The following is a 26,362-nucleotide window of genomic DNA, read 5'->3' as shown; positions in this document are numbered from 1 at the left end:
AGCCGCGCCGTAGCTAGGCCTGCGCGTGCCGCGCCAGCGCGGCCAGCAGCGCATCGATTGCCGTTTTGGCCCGGACAAAACCGGCGTTGGGCTGGTGGGTCTGCACATCCATGTACAGCGAGCGCTTGATCTCGATCTGCACCGCGTGGCAGTGGCGGGCCGGCTGGCCCGAACGGCGGATGATCTCGACGCCCTTGAACGGGTCATTGCGGGCGACGCTATAGCCCTGGGCGCGCAGCGCCCCCTCCAACACCAGCATGGTGGTGGCGTCGGCGCTGCTGCCGTCCAGATCCCCCAGCACGAAGTCGGCCAGCTGCTGCTCGGGCAGGCCCAGCTGGGCATAGGAATCGTCGGGCATCGAGTGCACATTCAGGTGCCAGCGCTTGCCGAAGCGCTGGTGGGCCTCGTCCAGAGCCGCGTTCAGGGCCTGGTGGTAGGGCTGGTAGCAGCGCGCAATGCGCTGCTCGACCTCGGCAACGCTCAGGCGACGCTCGTAGATCGGCAGCCCCTCCGCCATCTGTCGCCACACCAGGCCTATGCCAAGCCGGGTCTTGGTGCTCTCGGTCACCGGACCCGGCCAGGGCGCATCCAGCAGCGCCTCGTCAATGTCCTCCAGGCTGCGGTTGGGATCGATATAAACGCGCGGGAAGTTGGCCGCCAGCAGGCTGGCACCGGCCGCCGGCGCGCCGGCCCAGAGCTGTTCGACAAAGGCGTCCTCGCCCTGGCGCAGCTGCCACAGCGGCAGCCCGGCGTCAAAGTCCCCGGGGTAGTGCCGACCGCTGTGCGGGGAGTCCACGACGATGGGCAGTTCGGGGCCGGTCGGGCGGGTGAGTTCGAAAGCGCGCATCGAGACAGGTCCGGGAGCAGGATATTGACGATTCTCGCCTGCTGCGGGGCCGCTTCGCCCTCCGTTGGCGGCCTCAGGCCGGCATTTCGCGCCAAACGGCGGCCGCTGGTCGCACCACGGTCGTACCAGCGGCGGCGTTCTCGCAAGATGCGCCCATCGCCAAGCGGCATTCTCCAACGAAAGTCCACGATGTTCATGCTCCAGCAAATCGTTCTGCACACCCCCTGGTTCGTCTGGGGCATTCTGGCGCTCTGCATCGTCATGGGTGTCAGGCAACTCCACGATCAGCGGCAATCGCGGTTGCGTCTGATGGCGGTGCCGGCGATCTGGACCGCCTTCGGCCTGTGGGGCATGACCTCGGCCTTCGGCCTGCAGCCCCAGACCCTCGCCGCCTGGGCCCTGGGCCTGGGCCTGGTGGTGGCCGGCTTGAGCCAGTTCGCCTGGCCACGGGGCGTGCGTTTCGACGGCGCCACCGGCCTGTTCCATGTGCCCGGCAGCTGGGTGCCGATGGCGATGATCATGGGCATCTTCATGGCCAAGTACATCGTCGGCGTCAGCCTTGCCATGGCCCCGCAACTGGCCCAGCTGGCGCCCTTCGGCCTTGGCGTGAGCCTGCTCTACGGCGCCTTGAGCGGCCTTTTCATCGCCCGCGCCAACAGCGTGCTGCGCCATGGCAGAGCTGCCGTCGGTGGCCGGGCCACAACGCTTAGCCTGTGAGCCGTGCAACTAGCGAGACAATCAGTGCCCATGAACCGACCCTGCCCTGAGCCTCCCGGCATCGCCAGCAATTTCGACGCGCTGCTGCTGCCCCCGCATCCGAATGCGCTGCTGCGGTGGCTGGGCTTCCAGGCGCTGCTGCTGGCCGGCATCGCGCTGACGGTGACCGTGGTCCTGGTCACAACGGCCGACCACGGCTGGAAGCCCACCCTGATTTACTCGAGTTGCATCACCTTGGGCTGTGGCTTCTTCATCCAGGGCGGACGCCTTGCCGCGGCCCACTTCTGGACGCACCGCAAGCTTCCCAAGAACAGCCCCGAGCGCCAGAACAACTGGCCCGGCTGGCCCCTGATGCTGGTCGTGCTTTTCCTGGGCACCGCGCTGGGTTGGACCGTCGGCTCGACGGCAGGCAACTGGCTGACGGGCTACAACTCGCCCGCTCTGTACGACTCGAGCTGGCGCCAGGCGGTGGCGGTGATGCTGTTCTCGCTGATTCCCGGTCTGGGCCTGACCCTGTACTTTCTGGCCCGTTCGAGGCTCAGCGCGGCCGAGGCGCGCGCGCAGATGGCCCAGCGCCAGGCGGCCGAGAACCAGCTGCGCCTTCTCGAGTCGCAGTTGGAGCCGCATATGCTGTTCAACACGCTGGCCAATCTACGCGTGCTGATCGGCATGGACCCGCAGCGTGCGCAGCTGATGCTGGACCAGCTGATCGCCTTCTTGCGCGCCACGCTGCAGGCCTCGCGCACTGGCAGTCATCCGCTGAGCGCGGAGTTCGCCCGGGTCGAGGACTATCTGGCGCTGATGAAGGTGCGCATGGGCAGCCGGCTGCAAAGCGAGCTGAGCCTGCCGCCCGAGCTGGCCGGCTGTCTGCTGCCGCCGCTGCTGCTGCAGCCGCTGGTCGAAAACGCGATCAAGCATGGGCTGGAGCCCCATGTGGACGGCGGCCGGCTGGAGATCAGCGCGCGGCGCGAGGGCAACAGCCTGCTGCTCCAGGTGCGCGACACCGGCGCCGGTCTGGGCAATAGCCCGAATCCTGGCACGCAGTTCGGACTGCAGCAGGTGCGCGAGCGCCTGCGCACCCGCTACGGCGAGGCTGCCAGCCTGAGCCTGGAGCCGGCCCCGGATGCCCGCGGCGGCGCCCTGGTGACCGTGAAACTGCCCATAGAGATGCAAGCATGAAGCCTTTGAACCGCCCCACGGCCCTGATCGCCGAAGACGAGTCGCTGCTGGCCGAGAACCTGCGTCTGGAGCTGCAAAAGCTCTGGCCCGAGCTCGACATCGCCGGCATAGCCGCCCACGGCCAGGCGGCGCTGCAATCGGCGCTGCGCTTAAGGCCGCAGATCCTGTTCCTCGACATCCGCATGCCTGGCATGACCGGGCTGGAGGCCGCCCATGCGCTGGCCGAGGACTGGCCGGAGGATGCACCCTTCCCGTTGCTGGTCTTCGTCACCGCCTATGACCAGTACGCGCTGCAGGCCTTCGAGCATGCGGCGGTGGACTATGTGCTCAAGCCGGTGCAGACCGAGAGACTGGCGCAGACCTGCCAGCGCCTGAAGACGGCGCTGGCGGCCCGCGAGGCCGCCCCCGCACCGGCCGGCATGCAGGCGGCCGTCGATCAGCTGCGCCAGCTGCTGAGCGCCACCGGCCTGGGTGCCGCACCCGCGCCAAGCGCACCGCTGCGCGTGCTGCAGGTCGCGGTGGGCAACAACATCCATATGGTGCCGGTGGACGAGGTGCTGTACCTGGAGGCGGCCGACAAGTACGTGCGCGTCATCACCGCCGAGCGCGAGCACCTGGTGCGCGCCTCGTTGCGCGAGCTGCTGCCCCAGCTGGACGGCCAGCGCTTCTGGCAGGTGCATCGCGGCACCGTGGTGCGCTCCGACGCTATTTGCCTGGCCCAGCGCGACGAGGCCGGCAAGCTGACTCTGCAGCTGCGCGGCTGCAAGGACCGCTTGAGCGTCAGCCGCATGTACGCGCATTTGTTCAAGGCTTTGTAAGCGCCATCGAGGCGCGAATCGCGCCGCGCTGCCAGCGTTTCACGCGCTGAGCTGGTCATCCGTCGCAAGCCGGTGGCCGCGGCGGCAGGCGCCGGACATGATGCCTCCCATGCACTGCACATCGCAGCGCCCCACCACCAGGAGAGCACCATGACCAGCACCGACACCGCGATCAACGAAGCCCAGCTGCGCAGGACGGCCAAGCGTCGCGTCAATCTGAAGATGGGCTTTCTGATCCATCTGCTGGTGTTCGTGGCGGTGAACGGCGGCCTGTGGCTGATGACCTCGATCAACGGTGGCGGCCACTGGCGCGTGTTCCCGCTGTGGGGCTGGGGTCTGGGTCTGGCCATCCATGGCCTGGTGACCCTGGTCAATCTGCAGGGTCAGGGCCTGCGCGAGTGGATGCTGGACAGCGAACTGAAGGCATTGCGCCAGCGCCAGCCGTAGCCCGGATGGCAATCCGGGGCCCCGGATTCCATCCGGGCTACGGGATCGCAGCAGTTTTCACCGCCATGCACACCGGCGCAGAACCCAGCGCCGCCCGGGCCGCATCGCTCAGCGGCGGCAACTGCCCGGTCTGGCCGGTGGCTTGGAGGCTGTTCAGGAAGGCCTCGACCGTGCCCTGGCCGATCTCCATCAGATCGAAGGCCGTGGGGTCGAGTATCCAGTTCTGTATCAGGCCATCGACCAGCGACATCAAGGCCAGCGCCGCCATGCGGGTGCGCACGGTGGGCGGCAGTTGCCCCAGCGTCACAGCCTCTTTCAGGCCGCGCTCCAGTTCATCGAGGCCATGGTTGCGCACCGCCAGATGGCGGTCGCGCACGGCCAGCAACTCCTCGACATACTCGACCCGGTGCATCGCGATCTCGAACACGCGGCGCGTGCGCTCGTTGTGCACGGTCGAATGGAAGGCATTCAGCAGGCCCCAGCGCATCTGCTCCAGCGGCCGGTCCTGGGTGTACAGCTGCGTGGACTCCATGGCCTGCTCCAGCGGCATGGTGGCGCGCTCCATCATCGCGTTGAAGAGCTCGGCCTTGTCCTTGAAATGCCAATAGATGGCGCCGCGCGTGACCTGCGCCTGCTGGGCGATGTCCTGCAGCGAGGTCCGCGACACGCCGCGGCGCTGGAACAGGATTTCCGCCGCATCGAGGATGCTCATGCGCGTCTCAAGCGCTTCCGACTTTGTTTTGCGTGCCATGGTTGCTGCAGATTCTATGTCAATTTCTTTACATACATTCGCGTATGTATGTATATACTACGGGTCATCCCTGACAGCGCTATCCAGCTCGGCTACGATGGCCGGCGCCTGATTCATATCAATTTCCAAATCATTCGATCCGAGAGGCTTTGATCGTGATCTGCAATTCCGTACCCCATATTTCGCCCTCCCCGCAAACCGTCAGCCGCACGCTGTACCTGCTGCCCCTGGTGCTGGCCTTGAGCGCCACCCTGGCCATGCTGAGCGGCTGCGGCGACAAGGCCGCCGCACCGGCCGGCGGCGCTGGCGGCATGCCGCCGCCCCCGGCCGTCGGCGTGGTCACCACCGCACTGAGCGCCGTGCCGCTGCAGATCGAGCTGCCCGGCCGCGTCGAGCCGGTGCGCGTCGCCCAGGTGCGGGCCCGCGTCAATGGCGTCGTGCTGAAGCGCCTGTTCACCGAAGGCAGCGAGGTCAAGGCCGGCCAGGCGCTGTACCAGATCGATGCCGCGCCCTACCAGGCGGCCTTCGAGAGCGCGCAGGCCGCCTTGGCCCGCGCCCAGGCCAATCTGGCCCAGGCGGCAGCCCAGGCCGAGCGCTTCAAGCCCCTGGTCGAGGCCAATGCGATCAGCAAGCAGGACTATGTGGCCGCGGTGGCCGCGCAGAAAGTCGGCGAGGCCGATGTGGCGGCGGCCAAGGCCGCGGTGCAGTCGGCAAAAATCAATCTGGACTACGCGCAGGTGCTGTCGCCGATCTCGGGCCGCATCGGCCGGTCGCTGGTCAGCGAAGGGGCGCTGGTGAGTGCCGCCGAGGCCACCCAGCTGGCCCTGGTGCAGCAGACCAGCAGCGTCTATGTCAACTTCACCCAGTCCAGCAATGAGGTGCTGCAGCTGCGCAAGGCGATGGCCAACAAGCAGCTGCGCAGTGTGGGTGAGAACGCGGCCCTGGTGCGCATAGTGATGGAAGACGGCACCGAGCTGCCCCGCCCCGGCAAGCTGCTGTTCACCGACCTGAGCGTCGACGCCACCTCGGGCCAGGTCACGCTGCGCGCCGAGGTGCCCAATGGCGACGGCCTGCTGCTGCCCGGCCAATACGTGCGCGTGCGCCTGAGCCAGGCCGAGGTGCCCAACGGCATCCTCTTGCCGCAGCAGGCAGTGACGCGTTCGGCCACCGGTGACACGGTGCTGGTCGTCGGCGCTGATGGCAAACCGACGCCGCGCCCGGTCAAGGTCGGCTCGGCCCAGGGCAATCAATGGGTGGTGCTGGACGGTCTGAAGCCCGGCGAGCAGGTGATTGCCGACGGCTTCCAGAAGATGTTCGTGCCCGGCGCACCGGTCAAGCCCGTGCCCTGGACGCCGACGGCCGCTCCTTTCTCTGCGCCGTCGGCTGCATCGGCCGCACCCGCCGCCTCCGCCGCCAGCCGCTAAGCGACAAGGACTCACACAATGGCTCGCTTTTTCATCGACCGCCCGGTATTCGCCTGGGTGATTGCGCTGTTCATCCTGGTGTTTGGCGGTGTCGCCATCACCAAGCTGCCGGTGGCGCAGTACCCGACGGTGGCACCGCCCTCGCTGGTCATCAACGCCGTCTATCCCGGCGCCTCGGCCAAGACCCTGGACGAAAGCGTCATCTCCGTCATCGAGCAGGAGCTCAATGGCGCGCCCGGCCTGGCCTATATGGAATCGGTCAGCCAGGCCAATGGCACCGGCGCGATCACCGTCACCTTCGAGCCCGGCACCAATATCGACCTGGCCCAGGTCGAGGTGCAGAACCGCCTGTCTCGCGCCACGCCGCGCCTGCCCTCGGCAGTGACGCAGCAGGGCGTGCGCGTCGACAAGGCGCGCAGCAACTTCCTGCTGTTCGTGACGCTGTCGTCCAAGGACGGTTCGCTGGACCCGGTGGCGCTGGGCGACTATGCCTCGCGCAACATCATTCCCGAGATCCAGCGTCTGCCCGGCATCGGCCAGGCCCAGCTGTTCGGCACCGAGCGGGCGATGCGCATCTGGCTGGACCCGGCCAAGGCGCTGAGCTTCAACATCAGCCCGGCCGAGGTGAATGCCGCGATCCGCGCGCAGAACGCGCTGGTGCCTGCCGGCGTGATCGGTGACCTGCCGAATCTGAGCAGCCAGACCATGTCGGCCACCGTCGTCGTCAAGGGCCAGCTGGAGAACGTCGAGCAGTTCGGCAAGATAGTGCTGCGCGCCAATCCGGACGGTTCGACCGTGCGGCTCAAGGACGTGGCCCGCATCGAGCTGGGCGGCCAGAGCTACGGCTCCTATGCCCGCCTGAACGGCAAGCCTTCAACCGGCATCGGCGTGCAGCTGTCGCCCAGCGGCAATGCGCTGGCCGCCGCAGGAGCGGTGAAGGCTCGCATGGAAGAGCTCAAGCGCTACTTCCCCGAGGGCGTGATCTACGAGATCCCCTACGACTCGTCGAAGTTCGTCAAAATCTCGATCTCGCAGGTGGTCGAGACCCTGCTGGAGGCCATCGCCCTGGTGTTCCTGGTGATGTTCCTGTTCCTGCAGAACTGGCGCTACACCCTGATCCCGACCCTGGTGGTGCCTATCGCGCTGCTGGGCACCTTCGCCATCATGCTGGGCATGGGTTTCTCTATCAATGTGCTGACCCTGTTCGGCATGGTGCTGGCCATCGGCATCCTGGTCGACGATGCCATCGTCGTGGTCGAGAACGTCGAACGCATCATGAGCGAGGAAGGGCTGTCGCCGCGCGAGGCCACCAAGAAGGCGATGAGCCAGATCTCGGGTGCCATCATCGGCATCACCGTGGTGCTGATTGCCGTGTTCGTGCCCATGGCCTTCTTCGCCGGCTCGGTGGGAAATATCTACCGCCAGTTCTCGCTGGCCATGGTGGCCTCGATGTCGCTGTCGGCGGTGATGGCGCTGAGCCTGACGCCGGCCCTGTGCGCCACCCTGCTCAAGCCGGTCGAGGCCGGCCACCACCACGCCAAGAGCGGATTCTTCGGCTGGTTCAACCGCGGCTTCTCCCGCACCGCCAAGGGCTACGAGGGTTGGGTCGCCAAGCTGCTGAAGCGCGGCGGCCGCATGCTGATCATCTATTTGGCCCTGGTGGCCGGTGTCGGCTATCTGTACCTGCGCATGCCGACCTCGTTTCTGCCGAATGAAGACCAGGGTTACCTGATCGTCAATGTGCAGCTGCCCCCGGGCGCCACGGCCAACCGCACCGAGGCGGCCGTCAAGGCGGTGGAAGACTTCATGCGCAAGCAGCCCGAGGTCGAGGCCACCATCGGCGTGATCGGTTTCTCGTTCTCGGGCCAGGGCCAGAATGCCGCCCTGGTGTTCGTGCCGCTGAAGCCCTGGGAAGAACGTGTGGGCCCGCAACACAGCGCCAGCGCGCTGGCCGGCCGCGCCTTCGGCGCGATGATGGGTGGCGTGCGCGATGCCTTCATCTTCCCGCTGAGCCCCCCGCCCATCCCCGAGCTGGGCACGGCCACCGGCTTTGCGCTGCGCCTGCAGGACCGCGGCGGCCTCGGCCACGAGGCCCTGCTGAATGCGCGCAACCAGCTGATGGGCATGGCCAGCAAGAGCAAGGTCATCACCGGCATGCGCCCCGACGGCCTGGAAGATGCCCCGCAGCTGCAGATCGACATCGATCGCGACAAGGCCAATGCCTTGGGCGTGGGCTATGACGCCATCGCCGCCGTGATCTCGACCTCGCTGGGCTCGGCCTATGTGAACGACTTCCCCAACCAGGGTCGTCTGCAGCGTGTGGTCGTGCAGGCCGAGACCGGCGCGCGCATGCAGCCCGCCGACGTGCTGCGCCTGAACGTCAGCAACAACCAGGGCAAGAGCGTGCCGCTGTCGGCCTTCGCGTCGACGCGCTGGGTCAGCGGCCAGATGCAGGCGGTGCGCTACAACGGCTATCCGGCGATGCGCCTGGCCGGCGATGCGGCCGCAGGCGCCTCGACCGGCGCGGCGATGGCCGAGCTGGAGAAGCTGGTGGCCCAACTGCCGGCCGGCATCGGCTACGAGTGGACCGGCCTGTCGCGTGAAGAAAAGCTGTCGGGCTCGCAGGCGGGCATTCTGCTGGCCTTCTCGCTGCTGGCCGTGTTCCTCTGCCTGGCGGCACTCTATGAGAGCTGGTCGATACCGATCTCGGTGCTGCTGGTCGTGCCGCTGGGTCTGCTGGGCGCCGTGCTCGGCGCCACCTTCCGAGGCATGCCCAATGACGTGTACTTCAAGGTCGGGCTGATCGCCATCATCGGCCTGTCGGCGAAGAACGCGATCCTGATCATCGAGTTCGCCAAGGATTTGCAGGCCCAGGGCAAGGGACTGATCGAATCGATCCTGGAGGCCTGCCATCTGCGCTTCCGACCGATCATCATGACCTCGGTGGCCTTCATCCTGGGCGTGATGCCGCTGGTGTTTGCCACCGGCGCGGGCTCGGCCAGCCAGCGCGCCATCGGCACCGGCGTGATGTACGGAATGATCTCGGCCACCGTGCTGGCCGTGCTGTTCGTGCCCATCTTCTTCCTGGTCGTGCGCAAGCTGTTCAAGGGCAGCGAACGCCAGCGCCGCATGTACGCGCATGAACTCGATCAAAACAAGCCTGCCGCGCCCAGCGTGACGGAGGGCCACTGACATGACGACGATGATGAAAACGAGTTTGATCGCGGCGGCTGCAGCCCTGGCCCTGGCCGGCTGCATCAGCACCACGAGCTATGAGCGACCCGCCGCGCCGGTGCCGGCCAGCTGGCAGGACGCCAGCACGGCCGCAGCCGCAGCACCGCTGCCCTGGCAGCAGTTCTACACCGACGCCCAGCTGCGCGAGCTGATCACCCTGGCGCTGCAGAACAGCCGCGATCTTCGCGTGGCCCTGCTGAATGTCGAGCAGGCCCGTGCCCAGTCCCGCGTGCAGGATGCCAGCCTGCTGCCCACGATAGGCGCCGGCGTCACCGCCAGCCGCACGCCTGGCAGCAATGGTGCGATCAACAACAGCTACCAGGCCGGGCTGCAGATATCGGCCTACGAGGTCGATCTGTTCGGTCGCTTGCGGTCTTTGAGCGGCGCGGCGCTGGAGCGTTATCTGGCCAGCGTCGAAGGCAGCCGTGCGGCGCAGATCAGCCTCGTGGCCCAGATCGCCAGCACGTATCTGAGCCTGCGGGCCAACGAAGAATTGTTGAGTCTGGCCGAGCAGACGCTGAAGACCCGCGACGACTTCTACCGCCTGACCAAGCTGAAGAGCGACAACGGCGTCGCCTCGGGCCTGGACATGAGCGCCGCCACTTCCCAGGTCGAGGTCGCCCGCGCCAGCCTGGCCCAGCAGCAGCGCCTGCGTGCGCTGGACCTGAATGCGCTGCAGCTGCTGGTCGGTCAGGCACTGCCCCAGCTGTCGGGCGGCACGGCCTGGAATGCACAAGCCGTGGCTGATGTGCCGGCCGGCCTGCCCTCCGAGGTGCTGGTCAACCGACCCGACATCCTGCAGGCCGAAGCACAGCTGAAGGCGGCCGAGGCCAATATCGCGGCGGCGCGGGCGGCCTTCTTCCCCAGCCTGACGCTGACCACCAGCCTGGGCACGGCCAGCTCGGAGCTGTCCAAGCTGTTCAGCAACACGGTGTGGAGTTTTGCGCCGCAGCTCTTGATGCCCATCTTCGACTCGGGGCGCAACAAGGCCAATCTGGCCTCGGCCCAGGCCGGGCGCGACATCGCCGTGGCGCAGTACGAGAAGGCGATACAGGTGGGTTTCCGCGAAGTGGCGGACGCACTGGCCGCCCGCGCCACTCTGGCGGAGCAACTGCGGGCCACCCAGGCGCAGGCTCGGGCGGACGAGGACAGGCTCAAGCTGGTGGACCTGCGCTTCCGCGCCGGTGCGTCGAACAGCCTGGAACTGCTGGACGCCCAGCGCTCACAGTTCGCGGCGCGCCAGGCGGTGGTGCAGCTGCAACTGGCCAGGGCCCAGAATAGCGTGTCGCTGTACAAGGCCCTGGGCGGCGGCTGGACTCAGCCGCAGTAAGACATCGATCAACGGCCGTGATGGTGGCGCTGGTCGCGCCATTCATCCCGGCGGTAGTCGCGGCGATCCCAGCGCGGATGATGGCGATGGCCGTAGGCCGGATACACCACGGCGGGAGCCGGGTAGTAGACAACCGGGGCCGGACGGTATTGATAGACCGGTTGATAGACCGGTTGATAGACGGGCTGATAGACGGGTTGGTAGGCCTGCTGATAGACCACCGCCTGGCCCGGGTAGTTGCCCACCACGGTGCCCACCTGACCCACGCCGTGCAGCGGCGCGTTGATGCCGACACTCCAGTAGACATCTCTTGCCTGGGCGCTGCCGCAGGCCAGGCCGGCGGCCAGGATGGCGGCGGCGATGAAGGGGGTCTTGCTCATGGTGCAACTCCTGTAGGAAAGCCGGGCGCCCCAGCCTGCGGCGCCTGGATGACCCAACGCGGGCCGCGGCCTGGCGGTTCACAGTGCAGAAGTAAAGCCTTGTAAGCGGCGTCCGCCAGGGAGCAGCTCAAGAGCCTGCGTAAAATCGCGCAAACCCCAATGGATTCCATGAACACGCCCAAGAAAACCCCTGGCGCCGATGCGGCGGCCGAGCACAAGCCCACCAACTTCCTGCGCAGCATCATCGAGCGCGATCTCGAGGCCGACACCTATGCCGGTCGACAGTGGGGCGGCCAGCCGGGTGACGCGGCGCTGCACAAGGCCGGCCAGCCCGACGTCGCCAAGGTGCGTCTGCGCTTTCCGCCCGAGCCCAATGGCTATCTGCATGTGGGCCACGCCAAGAGCATCTGCCTGAATTTCGGCCTGGCCAAGGACTATGGCGGCGTCTGCCATCTGCGCTTCGACGACACCAATCCGGAGAAGGAGGAGCAGGAGTACGTGGACTCCATCATCGACTCGGTCAAATGGCTGGGCTTCGACTGGGAGTTCAACCAGCAGAGCCATCTGTTCTACGCCAGCAACTACTTCGACTTCATGTACCGGGCGGCCGAGTACCTGATCACCGCCGGCCTGGCCTATGTCGACGAGCAGACGCCCGACGAGATGCGAGCCAACCGCGGCGACTTCAACACGCCGGGCAAGGACAGCCCCTTCCGCGCGCGCACGCCGGAAGAGAACCTGGCGCGCTTTCGCGAGATGCGCGACGGCAAGCATGCCGACGGTGCAATGATTCTTCGCGCCAAGATCGACATGGCCAGCCCCAATATCAATCTGCGCGACCCGGCCCTGTACCGCATCCGCCGCGCCACCCACCACAACACCGGCGACACCTGGTGCATCTACCCGATGTACACCTACGCCCACCCGATCGAGGACGCGCTGGAGCAGATCACGCACAGCATCTGCACGCTCGAGTTCGAGGATCAGCGCCCGTTCTACGACTGGCTGCTGGAGCGCCTGGCCGAGGGCGGTCTGCTGTCCCATCCGCTGCCCAAGCAGTACGAATTCGCGCGGATGAACCTCACCTATGTGATCACCAGCAAGCGCAAGCTGCGCCAGCTGGTCGAAGACCAGCACGTCAGCGGGTGGGACGACCCGCGCATGCCGACCATCGCCGGCATACGCCGCCGCGGCTACACGCCTGAGGCGCTGCGCTTGCTCGACACCCGCACCGGCGCCAGCAAGAACAACACCTGGATCGACTACGCCTGGCTGGACATCGCACTGCGCGACGATCTGGAATCCAAGGCCCACCGTGCCATGGTCGTGCTGGACCCGATCAAGCTGGTGCTGACCAACTGGGCGGAGGTGTTCGGCAACGAAGACCACCTCGAAGCCTGCAGCGCCCCGACGCTGCCGCCCAAGCCCGATGTGCCCGAGCTGCCGAAACGCGAATTCAAGCTCGGCCGCGAGGTCTGGATCGAGCGCGAAGACTTCATGGAAGTGCCGCTGAAGGGCTACCACCGCCTGAGCCCGCCCCGCTACGACGGCGAGGGCAAGAGCATCGCCGGCAGCATGGCGCGGCTGAAGTACGGCTATGTGATCCAGTGCACCGGCCTGCGCAAGAACTTCGACGGCACGGTCGCCGAGATTCACGCAAAGATCCTGCCCGAGACCAAGAGCGGCACGCCGGGCGCCGACAGCGTCAAGGTCAAGGGTGTGCTGACCTGGGTCAGCGTGGCCGAGGGCCTGCCGGCCGAGGTGCGGCTGTACGACCGCCTGTTCACCGAGGCCCAGCCCGACCAGGGTGGCCGCGACTTCCTATCGGTGTTGAACCCGGACAGCAAGAAGACCGTCACCGCCTATATGGAGCCCACCCTGGCCACGGCCAAGGCCGAGGACCGCTTCCAGTTCGAGCGCCACGGCTACTTCGTCGCCGACCAGAAGGACCACGCGGCGACCAAGCCGGTGTTCAACCGCATCACCGGCCTCAAAGACGGCTGGGCCAAGTAAGCCAACCCGGGAAGCTTCATGCGCATCGATATCGGTCAGGGCGTACGCCTGTTTGTTGACATCCAGGGCCCCGGCCTCGTGCCCGAAGGCCCGACCCTGCGCGAGAAGCCGACCCTGATACTGCTGCACGGCGGTCCGGGCTTCGACCACTCGGGCTTCAAGCCGGCCTTCTCTGCGCTTTCCGATATCGCCCAGATCGTCTACTACGACCACCGCGGCCACGGCCGCAGCGACCGCCGGCCACGCGAGGAATGGACGCTGGACACCTGGGCCGATGACGTGGTGCGGCTCAGCGATGCGCTGGGCATCGTCAAGCCCATCGTGCTGGGCCAGTCCTTCGGCGGCTTTGTCGCCCAGCATTACCTGGCTCGCCATCCGGGCCACGCGGCCAAGGTCGTGCTGTCCAGCACCTCGCCGCATATGGCGCTGGAGCGCAAGCTGGCGATGTTCGAGCGCTTCGGGGGCCTGCGCGCCCGCGAGGTGGCGCAGCAGTTCTGGACCCGGCCCAATCCCGAAACCTGGGCTCCGTACTGGGACGTCTGCCACACGCTCTACAACCAGCAGCCACCTCCGAATGGCGATGCCGCGGCGCGAGTGATCCACCACAACGACATCCTGTTCCACTTTGCTGGCGGCGAGATGCAGACGCTGGACCTGCTGCCCGGTCTTGCCAAGGCGCAATGCCCGGTGCTGGTGATGGCCGGCGAGCAAGATCCGGTCTGCCCGCTGGCCGACTCGCAAGACATTGCCGCGGCGCTGCCGGCGCATCTCAGCCAGTTGGCGAGCTTCGCCGGATCGGGTCACGGCGCCTGGCGTGACGAGCCCGAGGCGGCGTTCGCACTGCTGCGGAAGTTCATCCTGGCCCCGGGCTGAGCGCGCGGATAGCCGCGCCGCTCGATATCGTCGCGGTCTTCCAGTGCCGCCACCGTCAGCTCCTTGCGTATCTGCGCGGCCAGCAGCGGCCGCAGCAGACCGCCTATCATCGGCGGCAGCGGCAGCCGGATGACGATGTCCACCAGGGTGCCGGCCCGGCCTGACTGCATCTCGGGCAGAAAGCGGAACTGCAGCGAGCCGCCCGCGTTGAAGCCTTCGACCGAGCGGTCCAGCATGCTGCCGTCGGCCTCGATCCGGCGCTCGAACACATCGCGCTGCTTGATGCCCAGCAGCCGCACCTCCTGCACATAGCGCGCGCTCGACGCTTGCCGCTCCAGCACCTGGAAGTGCAGCTTGGGGTGCACATTGGCCTGGATATGGTGGTCCAGATCGGCGAACTGGGCGCGCACGGTGGCCGGTGACGCAGCAATCCACTGCTGGTGCTGCACTTCAACGAATTGGGGCATGGCGGGCTCCTTGACTTGAATGGAGGTGGCTCTTCGAATACGAGAACGCAGCCGATCCGGATTCATCAAGGGTCATGCATCCGGATCTGCACTGGCTTCGTAGTAGCTGCCATGAGCAGCACCAAGCCCCCCGCCGCCCTCAAGCAACGCCTGCTCGACCGAGTGGCCGACACGGATGATTCGCATCTGACGGTCGGCCTGGACGATGGCGCATGGCAACCCTGGCTGGATGGCGTCGAGATCAAGCCGCTGCGCGAAATGGACGGCGTGCTGTCCTATCTGCTGCGGCTGGCGCCCGGCGCCAGCCTGCCCGCGCACCGCCATCCGATCGATGAGGAATGCATCGTGCTGGACGGCGTGCTGCGGGTCGGCAGGCATATCGAGCTGGGCGCTGGGGGCTACCACCTGGCCCATCAGGGGGCGCTGCATGGACGCATCAGCACCCCCACCGGAGCGACGATCTTCCTGCGCGGCGCAGTGCCGCAGGCCTGCCATGTGCTCGGCTGATCGCGGCCCGGCCCTTGCGTCCGGGGCCATACCGAGCGACGATGCGCCAGCCGCGATGATCGTTGCCACGCAGCGGCGCCCCGGCGCCCCAACCGATGAGACGGCTCCATGAACGCCACATCCTCTGTTCACACCCGCCTGCGCAGCCCGCCTCAACGGGCCGAGCTGGGCGATGCCGAGCCGCCAGACACTATCGATGCGCTGTTCGAAGAGCCGGCCGATCACCCGGCCCCGGAGCCTCGGCAACAGTTGCCCGCCGGCTGCAAGCCCTGCGCCGACGATGCCCAGCTGGTGGCCTGGCTGGGCCAGATCGCCGAGCGCGACGAGCGCGCGCTGTCGGCGCTCTACGACGCCACCTTGAGCCGTGTCTACGGCCTGGTGCTGCGCATCGTGCGCCGGCCGGCCTGGGCCGAGGAGGTGGTCGAGGACACCTATTTCCAGGTCTGGCGCCAGGCGCTGCGTTTCGATGCCAGCCGTGGCCGCGCGCTGACCTGGCTGCTGGGCATGGCCCGCTCGCGCGCCATCGATGCGCTGCGACGCGAGTCCCGTTTCGATCATGACACCCTGGACGACGACGAGGCCCCGAGCCTGGTGGACACCGGCCTGCGCGCCTTGGACGAGCTGCTGGACCTGAGCCAGGGCCAGGCCACCTTGCAGCGCGCGCTGCTGGCCCTGGGTGCACAGCCCCGGCAGCTGGTGGCCCTGGCCTTTCTGCGCGGGCTCAGCCATGAGGAGATTGCCGCCCAGACCGAGCTGCCGCTGGGCACCGTCAAATCGCAAATCCGCCGCGCGCTGATCATCCTGCGCGAACTGCTCAACGAGCCCACCGCCCAGGCGCTGTCGGCCTGAGGAACACCATGAGCAAACCATCCACCGACCCGCTGATGACTATCCGGCCCGCGCCCGATCCACTGGCCCATGCGCTGGGCACGCTGCTGGCCGAGCCGCTGGCCCAGGCCTGGCAGGCGCCTGAGCCGCCAGCGGCGCTCCGTGAACGCCTGACCGATCGCCTGGCCGCGGCGCGCCTGGCCGAGGCCGCCATGTTCACCGTGCGTCGGCGCTCGGCTCTGCGCCACACCCTTGCCCCGGGCGTGACGGCGCAGACCCTGTACCGCGCCAAGGCTGGCCAGCCGCTGCGGCCCGGCGAGCCGCTGGGCGCGACGCTGATCGAGCTGGCCGCCGGCACGAGCTTCGACCCGGCCACGCTGAACAACGCCTCTCTGCACCGCGAATGGCTGCTGCTATCGCGCAGCGCGATGCTGGGCGGTGAGTCGCTGTCGCAGCGCGACTATCACGTCACCCCGGCCGGCCATGCCTCGGCGCAATGGTCGTCGGCCGGGGGCGCGCTGCTGTTCCTTCGCGAGTCCGACCTGCCGGCGCAGCAGGGAGATCAGCCCCTGACCGTGCGCGATGCCGAGGCCGGCTGGCCCGAGTTCGTGCCGGGCATACGTCGGCGCGTGCTGTGGCAGCGCGATGGGCAGGCAGCGCTGCTGTACTTCGCCGAGGCCGGTGCCCAGGTGCCCCATCACCGTCATGGCCATGACGAGGAATGCCTGATGGTCCAGGGCGAGCTGTTCCTGGACGACATCCTGCTGCAGACCGGCGACTACCAGCTGGCCCCGGCCGGCAGCGGACACACCCTGACCGAAACCGATACCGGCGTGGTGATCTACGCCCACGGCGATCTGGATCTGCAGTTTGTCTGAGCCGGGCCTCAGGCCCGCGCCGTGATGTCGATATTGCGCGCCGTGCCCAGCAGGGTGGCGCACAGAGTCTCCTTGCCGTCGCTGACGGCAAACACATCGGCGGCGCAGACGGTCAGCAGGCGCGAGGCGCTGACCACCCGGCCCCGTGCCAGCAGCTTCAGCGAAGCATCGATGGTGGCGTAGATGGAGCCCAAGGGCAACAGGGTGATGCCGGCGGCAAAGTCGGCCGCCGCGGCCCATGGGGGTTTTGCAGAGGATCCCCAGGCAAGCTCGGAAACTTTCATGCGCACCAGCTTAGCAAGCCTCGCACTGTGCGAGGCTTGGGTCACCGGCTACGCTGTCTTAGCGCCCATGCCGGCTCTTGGCCTTGCGGCCATCCAACTCCAGCAGCTGGGTCTTCAGCAGCGACAGCAGCACGCGCGCGGTCTCCTCGGTGAAGAGCAGGGCGCTGGTCGGTGCCTTGTCTTCGGGTGTGACGGCCGGCGCGATCAGGGCGTCCACATGCAGCTTGATCAGGCCGTGAGCAAAGCTCTGGCTCTTCACCTTCTGCACTTCGATGTTGTAGGTTTTCACAGTGCGGTCCTGGGCAAAGCCTGAAGGTTACCGCAGAGCCGCCTCACCAGGCCTGATGACTGCCCATGCGAAAACTCTCCAGGCGCTGACGTTCGGCCTCGCGCTGGGCCTTGGCTTCCAGGTGCATCCAACAGGGCGCATTGATGTCGTCCAGCGTGTGCTCGCTCAGCTCGGCCAGGGCCAGCATCTCCAACTTGGCGCGGCGCCGGGCGCGCAGCTGCTGCCAAGACTGCAGCAGGCCCATCAGCCAGCCGGCGCGGAGGGCCGGCGCCGAGGGTGTCAAGGCTGGGCAGGTGCTTGCGGTGCTGGTCATGGTCGGCTCCTTGGGTAGTTCGTGCTGGTAAGCTTAGTCACCCAGTGGCCTCAATGGAATCGACTTGTTCTGCACTGATTGGTCAGATATGCTTACCAGATGAGCCGTTTACCGCTGCACACCCTGCCCGCCTTCCGCGCCGTGGCCCGGCTCGACAATCTGCGTGCCGCGGCCGAAGAACTGCACCTGACGCACAGCGCAGTGAGCCAGCAGATCAAGTTGCTGGAGGAGCAGCTGGGCTTCGAGCTGTTCGACCGGCGCGGCCGGCGCATCGTGCTGAATGCCGCCGGCGCGGCCCTGCTGCGCGCCGTCGAGCCGGCGCTGACCCAGCTGGACGAGGGCATGCGCGCCGCCGCGGCGGCCGCCAGCGGCACGGCGCACCGGCTGCGCGTCACCGTCCTGCCCTCGTTCGCCCAGCGCTGGCTGCTGCCGCGCATGGGCCAATGGCACGAGCTCCATCCCGATATCGCGATGGAGTTGCACGCCTCGCAACAAGTGATAGATCTGAAGCGCGAGGGCTTTCATGCCGCGCTGCGTCAGGGCCAGGGGCCGTGGCGAGGCCTGGAGGGGCAATGCCTGATCGACTCGCCCTCGGTGGTGCTGGGCTCTCCGCGCGCCGCCCACCGGCTGCAGGGCGGTGACCCCACCAGCCTGCCCGCCCGACTGGCCGACGAACCGCTGCTGGGCAATGTGTCGCGCTGGGAGGCATGGTTTGCGCTAGCCGGCGTGCGCTGCCGCATCAACCCGGTGGCGGCCTTCAACGATGCCGGCATGATGCTGCAGGCCGCCGAACAGGATCTTGGCATCACCCTCAGCCGGGAACTGCTGGCAGCCGACGCCCTGCGCGAGGGCCGGCTGGTGCGACTCTCGCCACTGGCCCTGCCCGACGATGCCCATGACTCCTACTGGCTCGTGCATCCGCCCGAGCTGCGCGACTGGCCGCCGCTGCAGGCGCTGCGCACCTGGCTGGTGGCCGAGCTGGAACGCTCGGAACAGCAGTTGCAGACCTCAACCCACCTGGGAACACCATGACGCCACAATCTCCAAGAATGCTGAACGCCCCCGCCGCCGAGCGCAACAAGCAGCCCATTCTGGAGGTCTTGCAGCGGCTGCTGCCCGCCCAGGGCGTGGCGCTGGAGATCGCCAGCGGCACCGGCCAGCATGCGGCACATTTCGCCGCCGGCTTGGCCCGCTGGACCTGGCAGCCCAGCGACTACGACGCCGCCAACCTGGCCTCGATCGCCGCCTGGACCGCTGGGCTCGCCAATGTGCTGCCTGCGATCCAGCTTGATGTGCTGGCGCCGGTGTGGCCGCTGCCCGCAGAGGCGCAGACGCTGGACGCCATCTTCTGCGCCAATATGCTGCACATCTCGCCCTGGCCCACCTGCGCGGCGCTGATGCAGGGCGCGGCGCGTCATCTGTCACCACTGGGGCGTTTGATCACCTACGGGCCCTATCGGGTGCCAGGTGTTGCCACTGCGCCGAGTAACGAGGCCTTCGATGCCGACCTGCGCGCGCGCAACCCGGCCTGGGGGCTGCGCGGCCTGGACGATGTCAAAGCCGAGGCACTGCGCGCCGACCTGCAGCTGATCGAGCAGATCAGCATGCCGGCCAACAATCTGCTGCTGGTGTTCGCCCGGGGCTGAATCAGGTGGATCAGGCGGCCGGGAACTTGCGCCGGTGCAACAGCACCACCGCATCGAGCACTGCACGGCTGAGCTGATCGCGCACGTCCAGATCGCCCAGGCGCTGGGCGTCTTCCGGGCTCAGGTCTTCCTCATCGCCACCCAGCAGCGCGATCGGCACCAGGGCGGCGCCGATCTCAGCGTCATCGAACAGGGCACCCCAGCCCTCGGGGTCCAGCGCCACGGCCTGCAAAAAGCCTATGCACCAGACCTCGGCGTCGACCAGATCGCGGTCATCGACCTCGGCCACACTGAAGATCGGCTGCCAGGCCTCGCCCTTGTCGCGCAACTCGATGGCCACGCTTTGCAGATGGCGCAGCACCAGCAGGGTGGCGCGCTTGCGCTGCTTGTTGCTGGGGAATGGCGCGTTGCCCTCGCCGTCACCGCCCCAGACGGCCGGCAGCCAGTCGGCGCTGGGCCGCTGGCTCAGGTCGCCGGGGCCGACCAGCAAGGCGGTCAGATAGCCATCCATCGCCTCGATATTCATCGCCTCGTCGGCGGGCAGCTCTTGCAGCAAATCGTCCAGCGCATTGAGCTCGTCGTCGCTCAGCGGGGCATTGTCGGTTTGCGGGTTGTATTGGGGGTAGTCCATGGGCGGGGCCGGTTCGGAAAGGAAAGCAAGTATGCGAGCCTAACTCAGCGGCGGGATGACCCGGCGGCAGCCTTCTCGAACTTCCAATAAGCGGCACCGCCCCCTTTTGCCAAGGTGCGCTAGCCTGGAAGTGGTCAAAGCCGCGACCGAGGTTTTGCAGACCGTCGTTGGGCCCCACCGCGTACCGCCTTCCGGAGCCTCTCGGCAAACGGCAGCTAGACACCCGAACAGTACGCCATTCGGCGACGGAAGAGCATGGCCGCACCGCCAACGATGAGCATTGCCAAAGTCGAAGTCTCGGGCACCGCACTGGGCGAATAGTCGTGGCCAGAAAAGGAGGTGACGCCGGATTGCCCGGGGACGCTTCGGGACTCGATCGTCATCTCCACCGTGTTCATGAAGTCGGCCGTCCCGGTAACAAATGACGAAGGGTAGACGGTTCCGCCGGAACCTGCGCCCCTGGCGGCGGTGACTTCGAGCAGACCCACGACCCAGAATTTTGTCCCGGGTGGTTCCTTGATAGCTTCAGCATCACCAAATCCAGGCGGTTTGATTTCGCGGGTGGTCGCCACGGCCTCACCTGTTTCGATGTCGAACACCCATGAGGTGTCTTGATAGTAGGAGCCAAGAAAATTCGACTGCGCTGCCTGCGCCAGATTCACCCCAACAGGAACACACCAGACCTGCGCGCGCATCTGGGCTCCGGCTCCGGGGCGCGTGAGGGGACGGACATCGGGAGTCAAAATGGAATAGCCCCCACTGACGCTGCCATGCACAGCCCAATCGATCGCAAACTCGTTGCCGGTGACGAGGGTGACGGTGTCAACAAACAACGCGGTCGCGGTTGCTACCCCAGTGACAGAGCCTCCGCCGCCGCCCGCGACCGCGAAGGCGCGGAGCTGGCCGGGCCTGGCAATTGCTTTGCTGTTGATGAACCCCGCTGTCGCACCGACCGCAACGGCGCGGCCATCCGAACTTTCTCCCAAAGGGGCTGCGTTGACATAGCCAAGGGGTGAGGAGTAGGCATCAAATGCAGTTTGGATGCCGGGGTTCGGTGCAGGGTCGGTGATTGTGATCACCCCTTGCACGGCCGTGCCAAGGGTCGCACCGGTCTGGCCTCCTCCCAAACCCAGGCTCGCCGGTAAGCCAGGAATCCTCGGCAGCAGAGTGACATTCAAGGCATGGCATTCACCGCCGGCGGCCCAACCGACGACGACGCCGAGGAACATGAGAGCGAGGGTTCGCATGAGTAATCTCCATCTTGAAAAGGGCGAGGCGACAAGGGATTTGGCGATGACCCGCGCCACGCGAAGGTCGAGGCCTGACCGGGTAGCCAGGGGCAGTCAGCCCCCAGCCCCCAAGCCGCCCACCGTGCTGCTCTGCAGAGGGTGGTTCAGGCGGTTGGCACACTCGACGAAGCCGCCCGTATGAACTTCGTGCGTACGGCCGACTCCTGGTTGATGGCCGAGCTCGACGGGTGCCTTCTGCGGCGCCATCACAAGACCTCTCGCACTGGCACGTTCGTGCATAAGCGCCTCGAACAGCGAGGTCAGGCCGGCACGTCGAGCTGCCTCGATAAGGGTCCGGTCGATCACGTCCCGCTGTGCGTGGCTGCCGCCGAAGCGATGCGCCACGTGGAGGACCGGCCGCAGCAACTGGACCACCTGCTCGTACCTGCCATCGGCGAAGGCCGCTATCGCACGGGTCGCAGCCTGGCCGACCTCGAGGGTGAAGCCCGCGTTGTCGTCATCGCGTTCGGCGGCCGCGTTCTGGGCTTCGAGCAGGGCCTGGGCGCCGGCCGTACGCCCGGCCGCGACGAAGGCCATCATGGCGTGCATGTCGTTGAAGGCGTAATTCGCTGCGGTCGTCAGCGGCGCCCAGCGGTCTGCCAGCGCCTGCCAGCGCTCGCCGACGTCGATGCCGCGCAGGTGCAGGCGCCACAGCAGTGACGAGGCGTCCACCATGTCCAGCACAACGCCGGACGCCGGGCCGCAGATGGGGCCGTCGACCAGGGTCAGCACCTCATCGATCTGGTCCAGGTCAAGGTGGTACAGCGCCAGGTGCCACCAGTTGTGGGTGGCGAGGAAGCTGCCCTCGCTCCAGGCTGGCAGGTTGCCGCGCATCCATGCAATGCCTTCCTGCCGACGCCCTTGCATTTCCAGCACGTGGGCCACCGCATGCTGGCCCCAGCCGTCGAGCGGCTGGATCTCGACGCAGCGGCGTCCCAGCGCTTCGGCACGGCCGTACCGCCCGGTCTCCTCCAGCCCGAAGGCCATCATGCCCAGCACCGCGTGGAAGCCAGCCGTCTCGACGCCCCAGTGCGGCAGCGCACGGGCGATGCGGTCGTGCAGCATGCGCGAGTCGCCACGGAAGAAGTCGATCTGGTGGCCCGCCTGCAGGGCCAGTGCGTCCAGCGGGTAGGCGATGCTCAGGTCCTCGAGTGTGCGACCGGCGTCAGCCCAGCGTCCGCGCACCAGGTGGCCCACCGCAGCCAGGTGGCCGCGTTCGCGATCGGTCATCGGCAAGGACAGCGCGCGGCGATGCGAATCCCGCGCAACGGCGATGCCGTCCGGCTCGGTGCCCAGCAGGTGCAGGTAGGCGTGCAGCAGGTGTCCCATGGCCATCTCGGGGCTTGCGGCGAGCGCCGCGCCGACACTGGCCACCGGGTCGCCGATGAAGCAGCGCAACTGATGCTGTGCCAGTTCAAGATGTTCCAGCGCGGCCGGCACGCAGCCGCTGACCACGTGACCTGCTGAGTCTTCAAGGTTCATTCGAGCCTCCGATGGCGCGGTTTCGAGGGCTTGATGATCTGTCCAGCAGCTCTTCAGGTCTTTGCCGTCGCCCTGAATCGCTATGAATGGCGTGCGGTGCCGCGGCTGTGGCGAGAGCCGGCCTGCAGTCTGCCTGCCGCCCGCTGTCTGTCACACTTGCATGCGTGATGGACGACCACGCACTTCGATTCGGCCGCTTTCGGCTCGATCCGGTCCGCAGCGTGCTGCTGCACGATGGGGCTCCGGTCCGCATCGGCCCGCGGGCGACCAGCCTGCTGCTGGTGCTGGTTCAGCGCCGGCGCTCTGTGGTCTCCAAGGCAGAACTGTTTGATCTGGTGTGGCCGGGGCTGGTCGTCGAGGAAAACAACTTGCAGCAGCACATCTCGGCATTGCGCAAGGTGTTCGGGCCGGAGGCCATCGTCACGGTGCCAGGGCGTGGCTATATGTTCACGCTGGCGCCTGAGGGTGAGCTCTCGACGGCCGGCGATGTGGGCCGTGAAGCTGCCCCAGACCTCACTGCAACCTCGGCTGCAGCGGCCCGTGTTCGCGAGGCGCAACTGCCCGCGATGGCGCCGCTGATCGGCCGGGAATCCGAAATAGCCGACCTGGGCGAATGCCTGCGCGAGCATGCCGTGGTGACGGTGGTCGGACCGGGCGGTATCGGCAAGACCCGGCTGGCTCTGGTGGCGGCGCACGCCTGCAAGCTCGGTTTCGCCGGCGGCGTCTGGCTGACGGATCTGTCGGTGCTGACCGACGGTGGACAGGTGGCAATGACCGTCGCAAATGCGCTGGGCATCGTTCTGCCCATGGTGCCGGCTCCTGGGGCGACCCGTGCAGGGACGATTGCAGCCGCGCTGCGCGGGCAGGACCTGATGCTGGTGCTGGACAACTGCGAGCACATGCTCGAACACGTGGCCGAATTGGTCGATGCCCTGCGCCAACGCGCCCCGCGCGTGCGCGTGCTGGCCACCTCGCAGGAGCCCCTGCACGTGGTGGACGAGCAGGTTTTTCGCCTGGCGCCGCTCGCCCTGCCTGATCCCGCCGACGCCATCGCCGACTCCGACGGCCGGGCGGCCACACGGAGCGGGGCGGTGCAGCTGTTCATCGCTCGCGCCCAGGCCGTCGACAGGCGTTTCTCCCCGACGCCCGACGTGTTGCCGGCTGTTGTCAACATCTGTCGGCGACTCGATGGCTTGCCACTGGCCATCGAGCTGGCGGCGGCCCGCATGCCCTTGCTGGGTGTGCAGGGTCTTCAGCAGCGACTGGACGAGCGCCTGGGCGTGCTGGGGAAGCGCCCTGGTCGCGGTCCGATGCGCCAGCAGACGATACACGCTGCCTTGTCATGGAGTCATGCGCTGCTGACCCGGGAAGAGCAGATCATCTGGCGCCGGTTGGCAGTGTTCTCGGGCGGCTTCTCGCTGGACCTTGCGCATCGGGTCCTGGTCGATGCGGACTTCACGCCCGGGGCCGTGCTGGACCACCTCGGCGCGCTGGTCGACAAGTCGCTGCTGATGGCGGATGCGGGCGACGATCCGCGCCACCTGCGCGACCAGCGCTATAGGCTGCTTGAGCCAGCACGCGCCTTCGCGCTGGCGCAACTCGATTTGGCTGACGAACTCGACGCCATGCGGCTTCGCCATGCGAGAGCGCTGGGCGATCTCCTGAAGTCTTACGACAACTTGGTGGTCAACGAAAAGCGTTTCGATGTCTTGATGGGCCGACTGCAGCCCGAGTTGGACAACTTGCGCGCGGCCATGCAATGGCTGGCCGGCCTGCTGGCCCATCCGTCCGATGCCGCGACCGTCGACCCGGGGGCCGCCCGCCTGCTGGCGATCACACTGGCAGCGCACGGGGATTGGCTGTGGAGCGAAGTGGATTCATTTGGCGAGGGTCTCAAGTTCTGCCGGCTGGCGCGCGACTGCCTGGATGACGCGGTGCCGGTCACTCTCGGCGCAAGGCTTCGTCTGGCCCATCAACTGCTGGCGCGGACACGGTTGCGGCCAGCCGCCGAGTGGGCGGTCGATGCGCCCCTGGCGCTGCTGGGGTTCCGCGAGGTCGGCGACCGGGTGGGCCTGTACCGGGCGCTGTGCGCGCTGGGGGGAGCGCCCCGAGCTGTGGTCGGCGATGACGAGTCGCTCGCCCTGCTGCGCGAAGCTGAACTGCTTGAGGCGCCGGATTGGTCGCCCGTCCTGCGCCGCCGCCGGCAGGCCGCGCTGGAGTGGTGCCACGACCAGGGTGGACGCATGGAGGCCTGTCGCGAGGCCGGCCTGCGCAGCGCGGCGCTGGCACGGGAGGCCGGCGGTGTGGGCGAGATCGCCGCGCTGGGGAATCTGGCCGACACAGAGTTTGCGCTGGGTCTGGTGGACGATGCCATCGCATCCTGCCGGCGTGCCATTGCCGTGGCGACGGAACTGGGGCGTCCGGAAGAAGCCTTCAATGCCTTCCAGCACATGGTGCCAGCCCTGCTCGAACGCGGTAGCCTGGCTGAGGCTGAAGCCGCGATCTTGCAGGGGCGCGCCCAGCTGGTGCGCAGCCTGGGTTCGGCCAGCGGCATGCTCATGCCGCTGGCCTTGCTGGCGTTCAAACGCGGTCAGGGCCGCCTTGCGCTGCAATTGGTCGGCTGCGCCGACCGCGCCAGGGCCGACGAGGGGCTGGATCTGCACTCGCCCGAGCGCCGCATCCGCGAGGCTGTCTTGGCCGGCATGCGGTCTGTCTTGCCAGCGGCCGAGATGTCAGCGCTGCTGGCCGAAGGCGCCTTGTGGGATGGGGACGCAGGCTTTGCGAGGGGTGGTGTGGGTTGACGGCACGATGAGGGGGTCAATGAGTGCGCAGTTGTCAGAGGCAGGCAGCCGATCTTGGCCCTGCCCAGGACGGGGCTGGGCACGGGCAGTCCTGAATACCCGTGCCTGCCGAAGGCCGAGGCCTCTGGCCTCGGCGGGCCAAGGCTTCCGCCTTGTCCGTCCGGGCTCAGCCTTGCGGCTTGTATCGCCGCAAGTCCTTCGCCAGGCTGAGGCTGGACACGGGCAGTCCTGAGGACTGCTCGTGCCTGCCGAAGGCCGAGGCCTCTGGCCTCGGCGGGCCAAGGCTTCCGCCTTGTCCGTCCGGGCTCAGAGACTCGGCCAGATGCCGGCGGGCACGTCCAGGCGCAGATACCAGTCGGACGGCAGCGTGCCGGCCCACACCAGGTTGTGATGCGGCAGCAGGCGCCGCTTGGCAAACGTCATGCGGGCGTCGGCCAGGGTCAGCAGGGTGGTGGCCTGCCAGTCCTGGTTGGGCGGGCTGGCGGCCACGCCTATGGTGGCCGTCAGCGGGCGCAAGCCGCCCAGCTGGGCCAGGGCAGTGGCAATGCGATCGCGCAGGCGCTCGGCCAGTTCGGCTGCGGCTGCCAGCCCGGTGTCGGGCAGTATCAGCATGAATTCGTCCGCCCCGAGGTAGGCCAGGCTGGCGCTGCTCGGTTGCAGCTGCTGCAGCAGCATGGCCAGCTGGGTCAGCACCTGTTCTGCCTGCGCCGGGCCGTGTTCGTCCTGATAGTCCTTGAAGTGGTCGATATCCAGGGTCAGCACGGCCAGTGACCGGCCGGACGCCCGCGCGGCTTGCGCAATCGACTCGAAGGTCGGCTGCATGGCCTGACGGTCCAGAACGCCGGGCACGGCCCGCAGGTCGGCATGGGCAATGGCATGTGCAACGGTCATGGGTACTCCCAGGTGGCGATGCCCCATGCTAGCCAAGGGCCAG

Annotated in this window: 26 protein-coding genes; 15 read left to right on the top strand and 11 right to left on the bottom strand. The window is 67.5% G+C overall.

Annotation, left to right across the window (positions count from 1 at the left end; all coding sequences use genetic code 11):
- Nucleotides 1-13: 13 nt before the first annotated feature.
- Nucleotides 14-847 carry an N-formylglutamate amidohydrolase gene (locus DES47_RS16510; RefSeq protein WP_133701834.1) on the bottom strand — a complete coding sequence of 278 codons (834 nt, stop codon included), beginning with the start codon at nt 845-847 and terminating at the stop codon, nt 14-16.
- Nucleotides 848-1,042: 195 nt separating this feature from the next.
- Between DES47_RS16510 and DES47_RS16505 the strand changes: the two genes are divergently transcribed.
- From DES47_RS16505 to DES47_RS16490, 4 genes are all read left to right on the top strand, one after another.
- Nucleotides 1,043-1,564 carry a DUF6622 family protein gene (locus DES47_RS16505; RefSeq protein ID WP_133701833.1) on the top strand — a complete coding sequence of 174 codons (522 nt, stop codon included), beginning with the start codon at nt 1,043-1,045 and terminating at the stop codon, nt 1,562-1,564.
- A 30-nt stretch (nt 1,565-1,594) separates the two neighbouring features.
- The gene (locus DES47_RS16500; protein WP_243748338.1) at nt 1,595-2,743 is read left to right on the top strand and encodes a sensor histidine kinase; all 1,149 of its coding nucleotides are present in this window, start codon (nt 1,595-1,597) and stop codon (nt 2,741-2,743) included.
- Nucleotides 2,740-3,561, top strand: coding sequence for a LytR/AlgR family response regulator transcription factor (locus DES47_RS16495; protein WP_133701832.1), 822 nt, complete (start codon nt 2,740-2,742; stop codon nt 3,559-3,561). Before DES47_RS16500 ends, DES47_RS16495 begins: the two co-directional genes overlap by 4 nt.
- A gap of 150 nt (nt 3,562-3,711) precedes the next feature.
- Nucleotides 3,712-4,008, top strand: coding sequence for a 2TM domain-containing protein (locus DES47_RS16490; protein ID WP_133701831.1), 297 nt, complete (start codon nt 3,712-3,714; stop codon nt 4,006-4,008).
- A gap of 37 nt (nt 4,009-4,045) precedes the next feature.
- Here DES47_RS16490 and DES47_RS16485 read toward each other — a convergent pair whose 3' ends face one another.
- On the bottom strand, nt 4,046-4,759 hold the full coding sequence (locus DES47_RS16485) for a TetR family transcriptional regulator (RefSeq protein ID WP_133701830.1): 714 nt from the start codon (nt 4,757-4,759) through the stop codon (nt 4,046-4,048).
- A gap of 257 nt (nt 4,760-5,016) precedes the next feature.
- Between DES47_RS16485 and DES47_RS16480 the strand changes: the two genes are divergently transcribed.
- The 3 genes from DES47_RS16480 to DES47_RS16470 are packed head-to-tail and all read left to right on the top strand — an operon-like array spanning nt 5,017 to nt 10,747.
- On the top strand, nt 5,017-6,183 hold the full coding sequence (locus DES47_RS16480) for an efflux RND transporter periplasmic adaptor subunit (RefSeq protein WP_133702169.1): 1,167 nt from the start codon (nt 5,017-5,019) through the stop codon (nt 6,181-6,183).
- A gap of 18 nt (nt 6,184-6,201) precedes the next feature.
- On the top strand, nt 6,202-9,375 hold the full coding sequence (locus DES47_RS16475; RefSeq protein WP_133701829.1) for an efflux RND transporter permease subunit: 3,174 nt from the start codon (nt 6,202-6,204) through the stop codon (nt 9,373-9,375).
- A 13-nt stretch (nt 9,376-9,388) separates the two neighbouring features.
- The gene (locus DES47_RS16470) at nt 9,389-10,747 is read left to right on the top strand and encodes an efflux transporter outer membrane subunit (protein WP_341800622.1); all 1,359 of its coding nucleotides are present in this window, start codon (nt 9,389-9,391) and stop codon (nt 10,745-10,747) included.
- Nucleotides 10,748-10,755: 8 nt separating this feature from the next.
- Here the strand turns inward: DES47_RS16470 and DES47_RS16465 are convergent, their stop codons facing one another.
- Complete coding sequence (locus DES47_RS16465; RefSeq protein WP_133701828.1) at nt 10,756-11,127, bottom strand: hypothetical protein; 372 nt, start codon at nt 11,125-11,127, stop codon at nt 10,756-10,758.
- 168 nt (nt 11,128-11,295) lie between these two features.
- Between DES47_RS16465 and DES47_RS16460 the strand changes: the two genes are divergently transcribed.
- Entirely contained in the window at nt 11,296-13,140 is a 1,845-nt protein-coding gene (locus tag DES47_RS16460; protein ID WP_133701827.1) for a glutamine--tRNA ligase/YqeY domain fusion protein, read from the top strand.
- A gap of 18 nt (nt 13,141-13,158) precedes the next feature.
- Complete coding sequence (locus DES47_RS16455; protein ID WP_133701826.1) at nt 13,159-14,013, top strand: alpha/beta fold hydrolase; 855 nt, start codon at nt 13,159-13,161, stop codon at nt 14,011-14,013.
- Here DES47_RS16455 and DES47_RS16450 read toward each other — a convergent pair.
- Entirely contained in the window at nt 13,941-14,480 is a 540-nt protein-coding gene (locus DES47_RS16450) for an SRPBCC family protein (RefSeq protein ID WP_133701825.1), read from the bottom strand. The genes DES47_RS16455 and DES47_RS16450 overlap by 73 nt on opposite strands.
- Before the next feature lie 111 nt (nt 14,481-14,591).
- Here DES47_RS16450 and DES47_RS16445 point away from each other — a divergent pair, with 111 nt between their 5' ends.
- The 3 genes from DES47_RS16445 (at nt 14,592) to DES47_RS16435 (ending at nt 16,693) form a co-directional block, all read left to right on the top strand.
- Nucleotides 14,592-14,987 (top strand): cupin domain-containing protein, encoded by a 396-nt coding sequence (locus DES47_RS16445; protein ID WP_133701824.1) that lies wholly within the window; start codon nt 14,592-14,594, stop codon nt 14,985-14,987.
- Between the two features lie 108 nt (nt 14,988-15,095).
- A complete protein-coding gene (locus DES47_RS16440) occupies nt 15,096-15,836 on the top strand; it encodes a sigma-70 family RNA polymerase sigma factor (RefSeq protein ID WP_133701823.1) in 741 nt (246 codons plus the stop codon).
- A gap of 8 nt (nt 15,837-15,844) precedes the next feature.
- A complete protein-coding gene (locus DES47_RS16435; protein WP_133701822.1) occupies nt 15,845-16,693 on the top strand; it encodes a cupin domain-containing protein in 849 nt (282 codons plus the stop codon).
- Between the two features lie 8 nt (nt 16,694-16,701).
- Here DES47_RS16435 and DES47_RS16430 read toward each other — a convergent pair whose 3' ends face one another.
- From DES47_RS16430 to DES47_RS16420, 3 genes are read right to left on the bottom strand one after another with little or no spacing between them, the layout of a single operon-like run.
- Nucleotides 16,702-16,977: a hypothetical protein gene (locus DES47_RS16430; RefSeq protein ID WP_208115032.1), complete on the bottom strand. Its 276-nt coding sequence runs from the start codon at nt 16,975-16,977 to the stop codon at nt 16,702-16,704.
- Between the two features lie 58 nt (nt 16,978-17,035).
- Nucleotides 17,036-17,266: a hypothetical protein gene (locus tag DES47_RS16425; RefSeq protein ID WP_133701821.1), complete on the bottom strand. Its 231-nt coding sequence runs from the start codon at nt 17,264-17,266 to the stop codon at nt 17,036-17,038.
- Between the two features lie 43 nt (nt 17,267-17,309).
- The gene (locus tag DES47_RS16420; RefSeq protein WP_133701820.1) at nt 17,310-17,579 is read right to left on the bottom strand and encodes a hypothetical protein; all 270 of its coding nucleotides are present in this window, start codon (nt 17,577-17,579) and stop codon (nt 17,310-17,312) included.
- 99 nt (nt 17,580-17,678) lie between these two features.
- Here DES47_RS16420 and DES47_RS16415 point away from each other — a divergent pair, with 99 nt between their 5' ends.
- Together DES47_RS16415 and DES47_RS16410 are read left to right on the top strand one after the other, a co-directional pair.
- A complete protein-coding gene (locus DES47_RS16415; RefSeq protein WP_133701819.1) occupies nt 17,679-18,611 on the top strand; it encodes a LysR substrate-binding domain-containing protein in 933 nt (310 codons plus the stop codon).
- 17 nt (nt 18,612-18,628) lie between these two features.
- Nucleotides 18,629-19,225, top strand: coding sequence for a DUF938 domain-containing protein (locus tag DES47_RS16410; RefSeq protein WP_243748337.1), 597 nt, complete (start codon nt 18,629-18,631; stop codon nt 19,223-19,225).
- Between the two features lie 10 nt (nt 19,226-19,235).
- Here DES47_RS16410 and DES47_RS16405 read toward each other — a convergent pair whose 3' ends face one another.
- The 3 genes from DES47_RS16405 to DES47_RS16395 all read right to left on the bottom strand — a co-directional run bounded on the left by DES47_RS16405 (nt 19,236) and on the right by DES47_RS16395 (nt 22,627).
- Nucleotides 19,236-19,856, bottom strand: coding sequence for a UPF0149 family protein (locus DES47_RS16405; protein WP_133701817.1), 621 nt, complete (start codon nt 19,854-19,856; stop codon nt 19,236-19,238).
- 215 nt (nt 19,857-20,071) lie between these two features.
- Complete coding sequence (locus DES47_RS16400; RefSeq protein ID WP_133701816.1) at nt 20,072-21,103, bottom strand: PEP-CTERM sorting domain-containing protein; 1,032 nt, start codon at nt 21,101-21,103, stop codon at nt 20,072-20,074.
- 96 nt (nt 21,104-21,199) lie between these two features.
- Nucleotides 21,200-22,627 carry a tetratricopeptide repeat protein gene (locus DES47_RS16395; protein ID WP_208115031.1) on the bottom strand — a complete coding sequence of 476 codons (1,428 nt, stop codon included), beginning with the start codon at nt 22,625-22,627 and terminating at the stop codon, nt 21,200-21,202.
- A 167-nt stretch (nt 22,628-22,794) separates the two neighbouring features.
- Here DES47_RS16395 and DES47_RS16390 point away from each other — a divergent pair, with 167 nt between their 5' ends.
- The gene (locus DES47_RS16390) at nt 22,795-25,428 is read left to right on the top strand and encodes an ATP-binding protein (RefSeq protein WP_166652034.1); all 2,634 of its coding nucleotides are present in this window, start codon (nt 22,795-22,797) and stop codon (nt 25,426-25,428) included.
- A 306-nt stretch (nt 25,429-25,734) separates the two neighbouring features.
- On the opposite strand, the gene DES47_RS16385 is transcribed toward DES47_RS16390, so the two are convergent.
- Nucleotides 25,735-26,319 carry a GGDEF domain-containing protein gene (locus DES47_RS16385; RefSeq protein ID WP_166652033.1) on the bottom strand — a complete coding sequence of 195 codons (585 nt, stop codon included), beginning with the start codon at nt 26,317-26,319 and terminating at the stop codon, nt 25,735-25,737.
- Nucleotides 26,320-26,362: the final 43 nt, after the last annotated feature.

The sequence above is a fragment of the Roseateles toxinivorans genome (genome assembly GCF_004362525.1).
Taxonomy (GTDB): domain Bacteria; phylum Pseudomonadota; class Gammaproteobacteria; order Burkholderiales; family Burkholderiaceae_C; genus Paucibacter; species Paucibacter toxinivorans.
The sequence above is the reverse complement of the archived record's forward strand: the minus strand, read 5'-3'. Positions and strand labels throughout refer to the sequence as shown.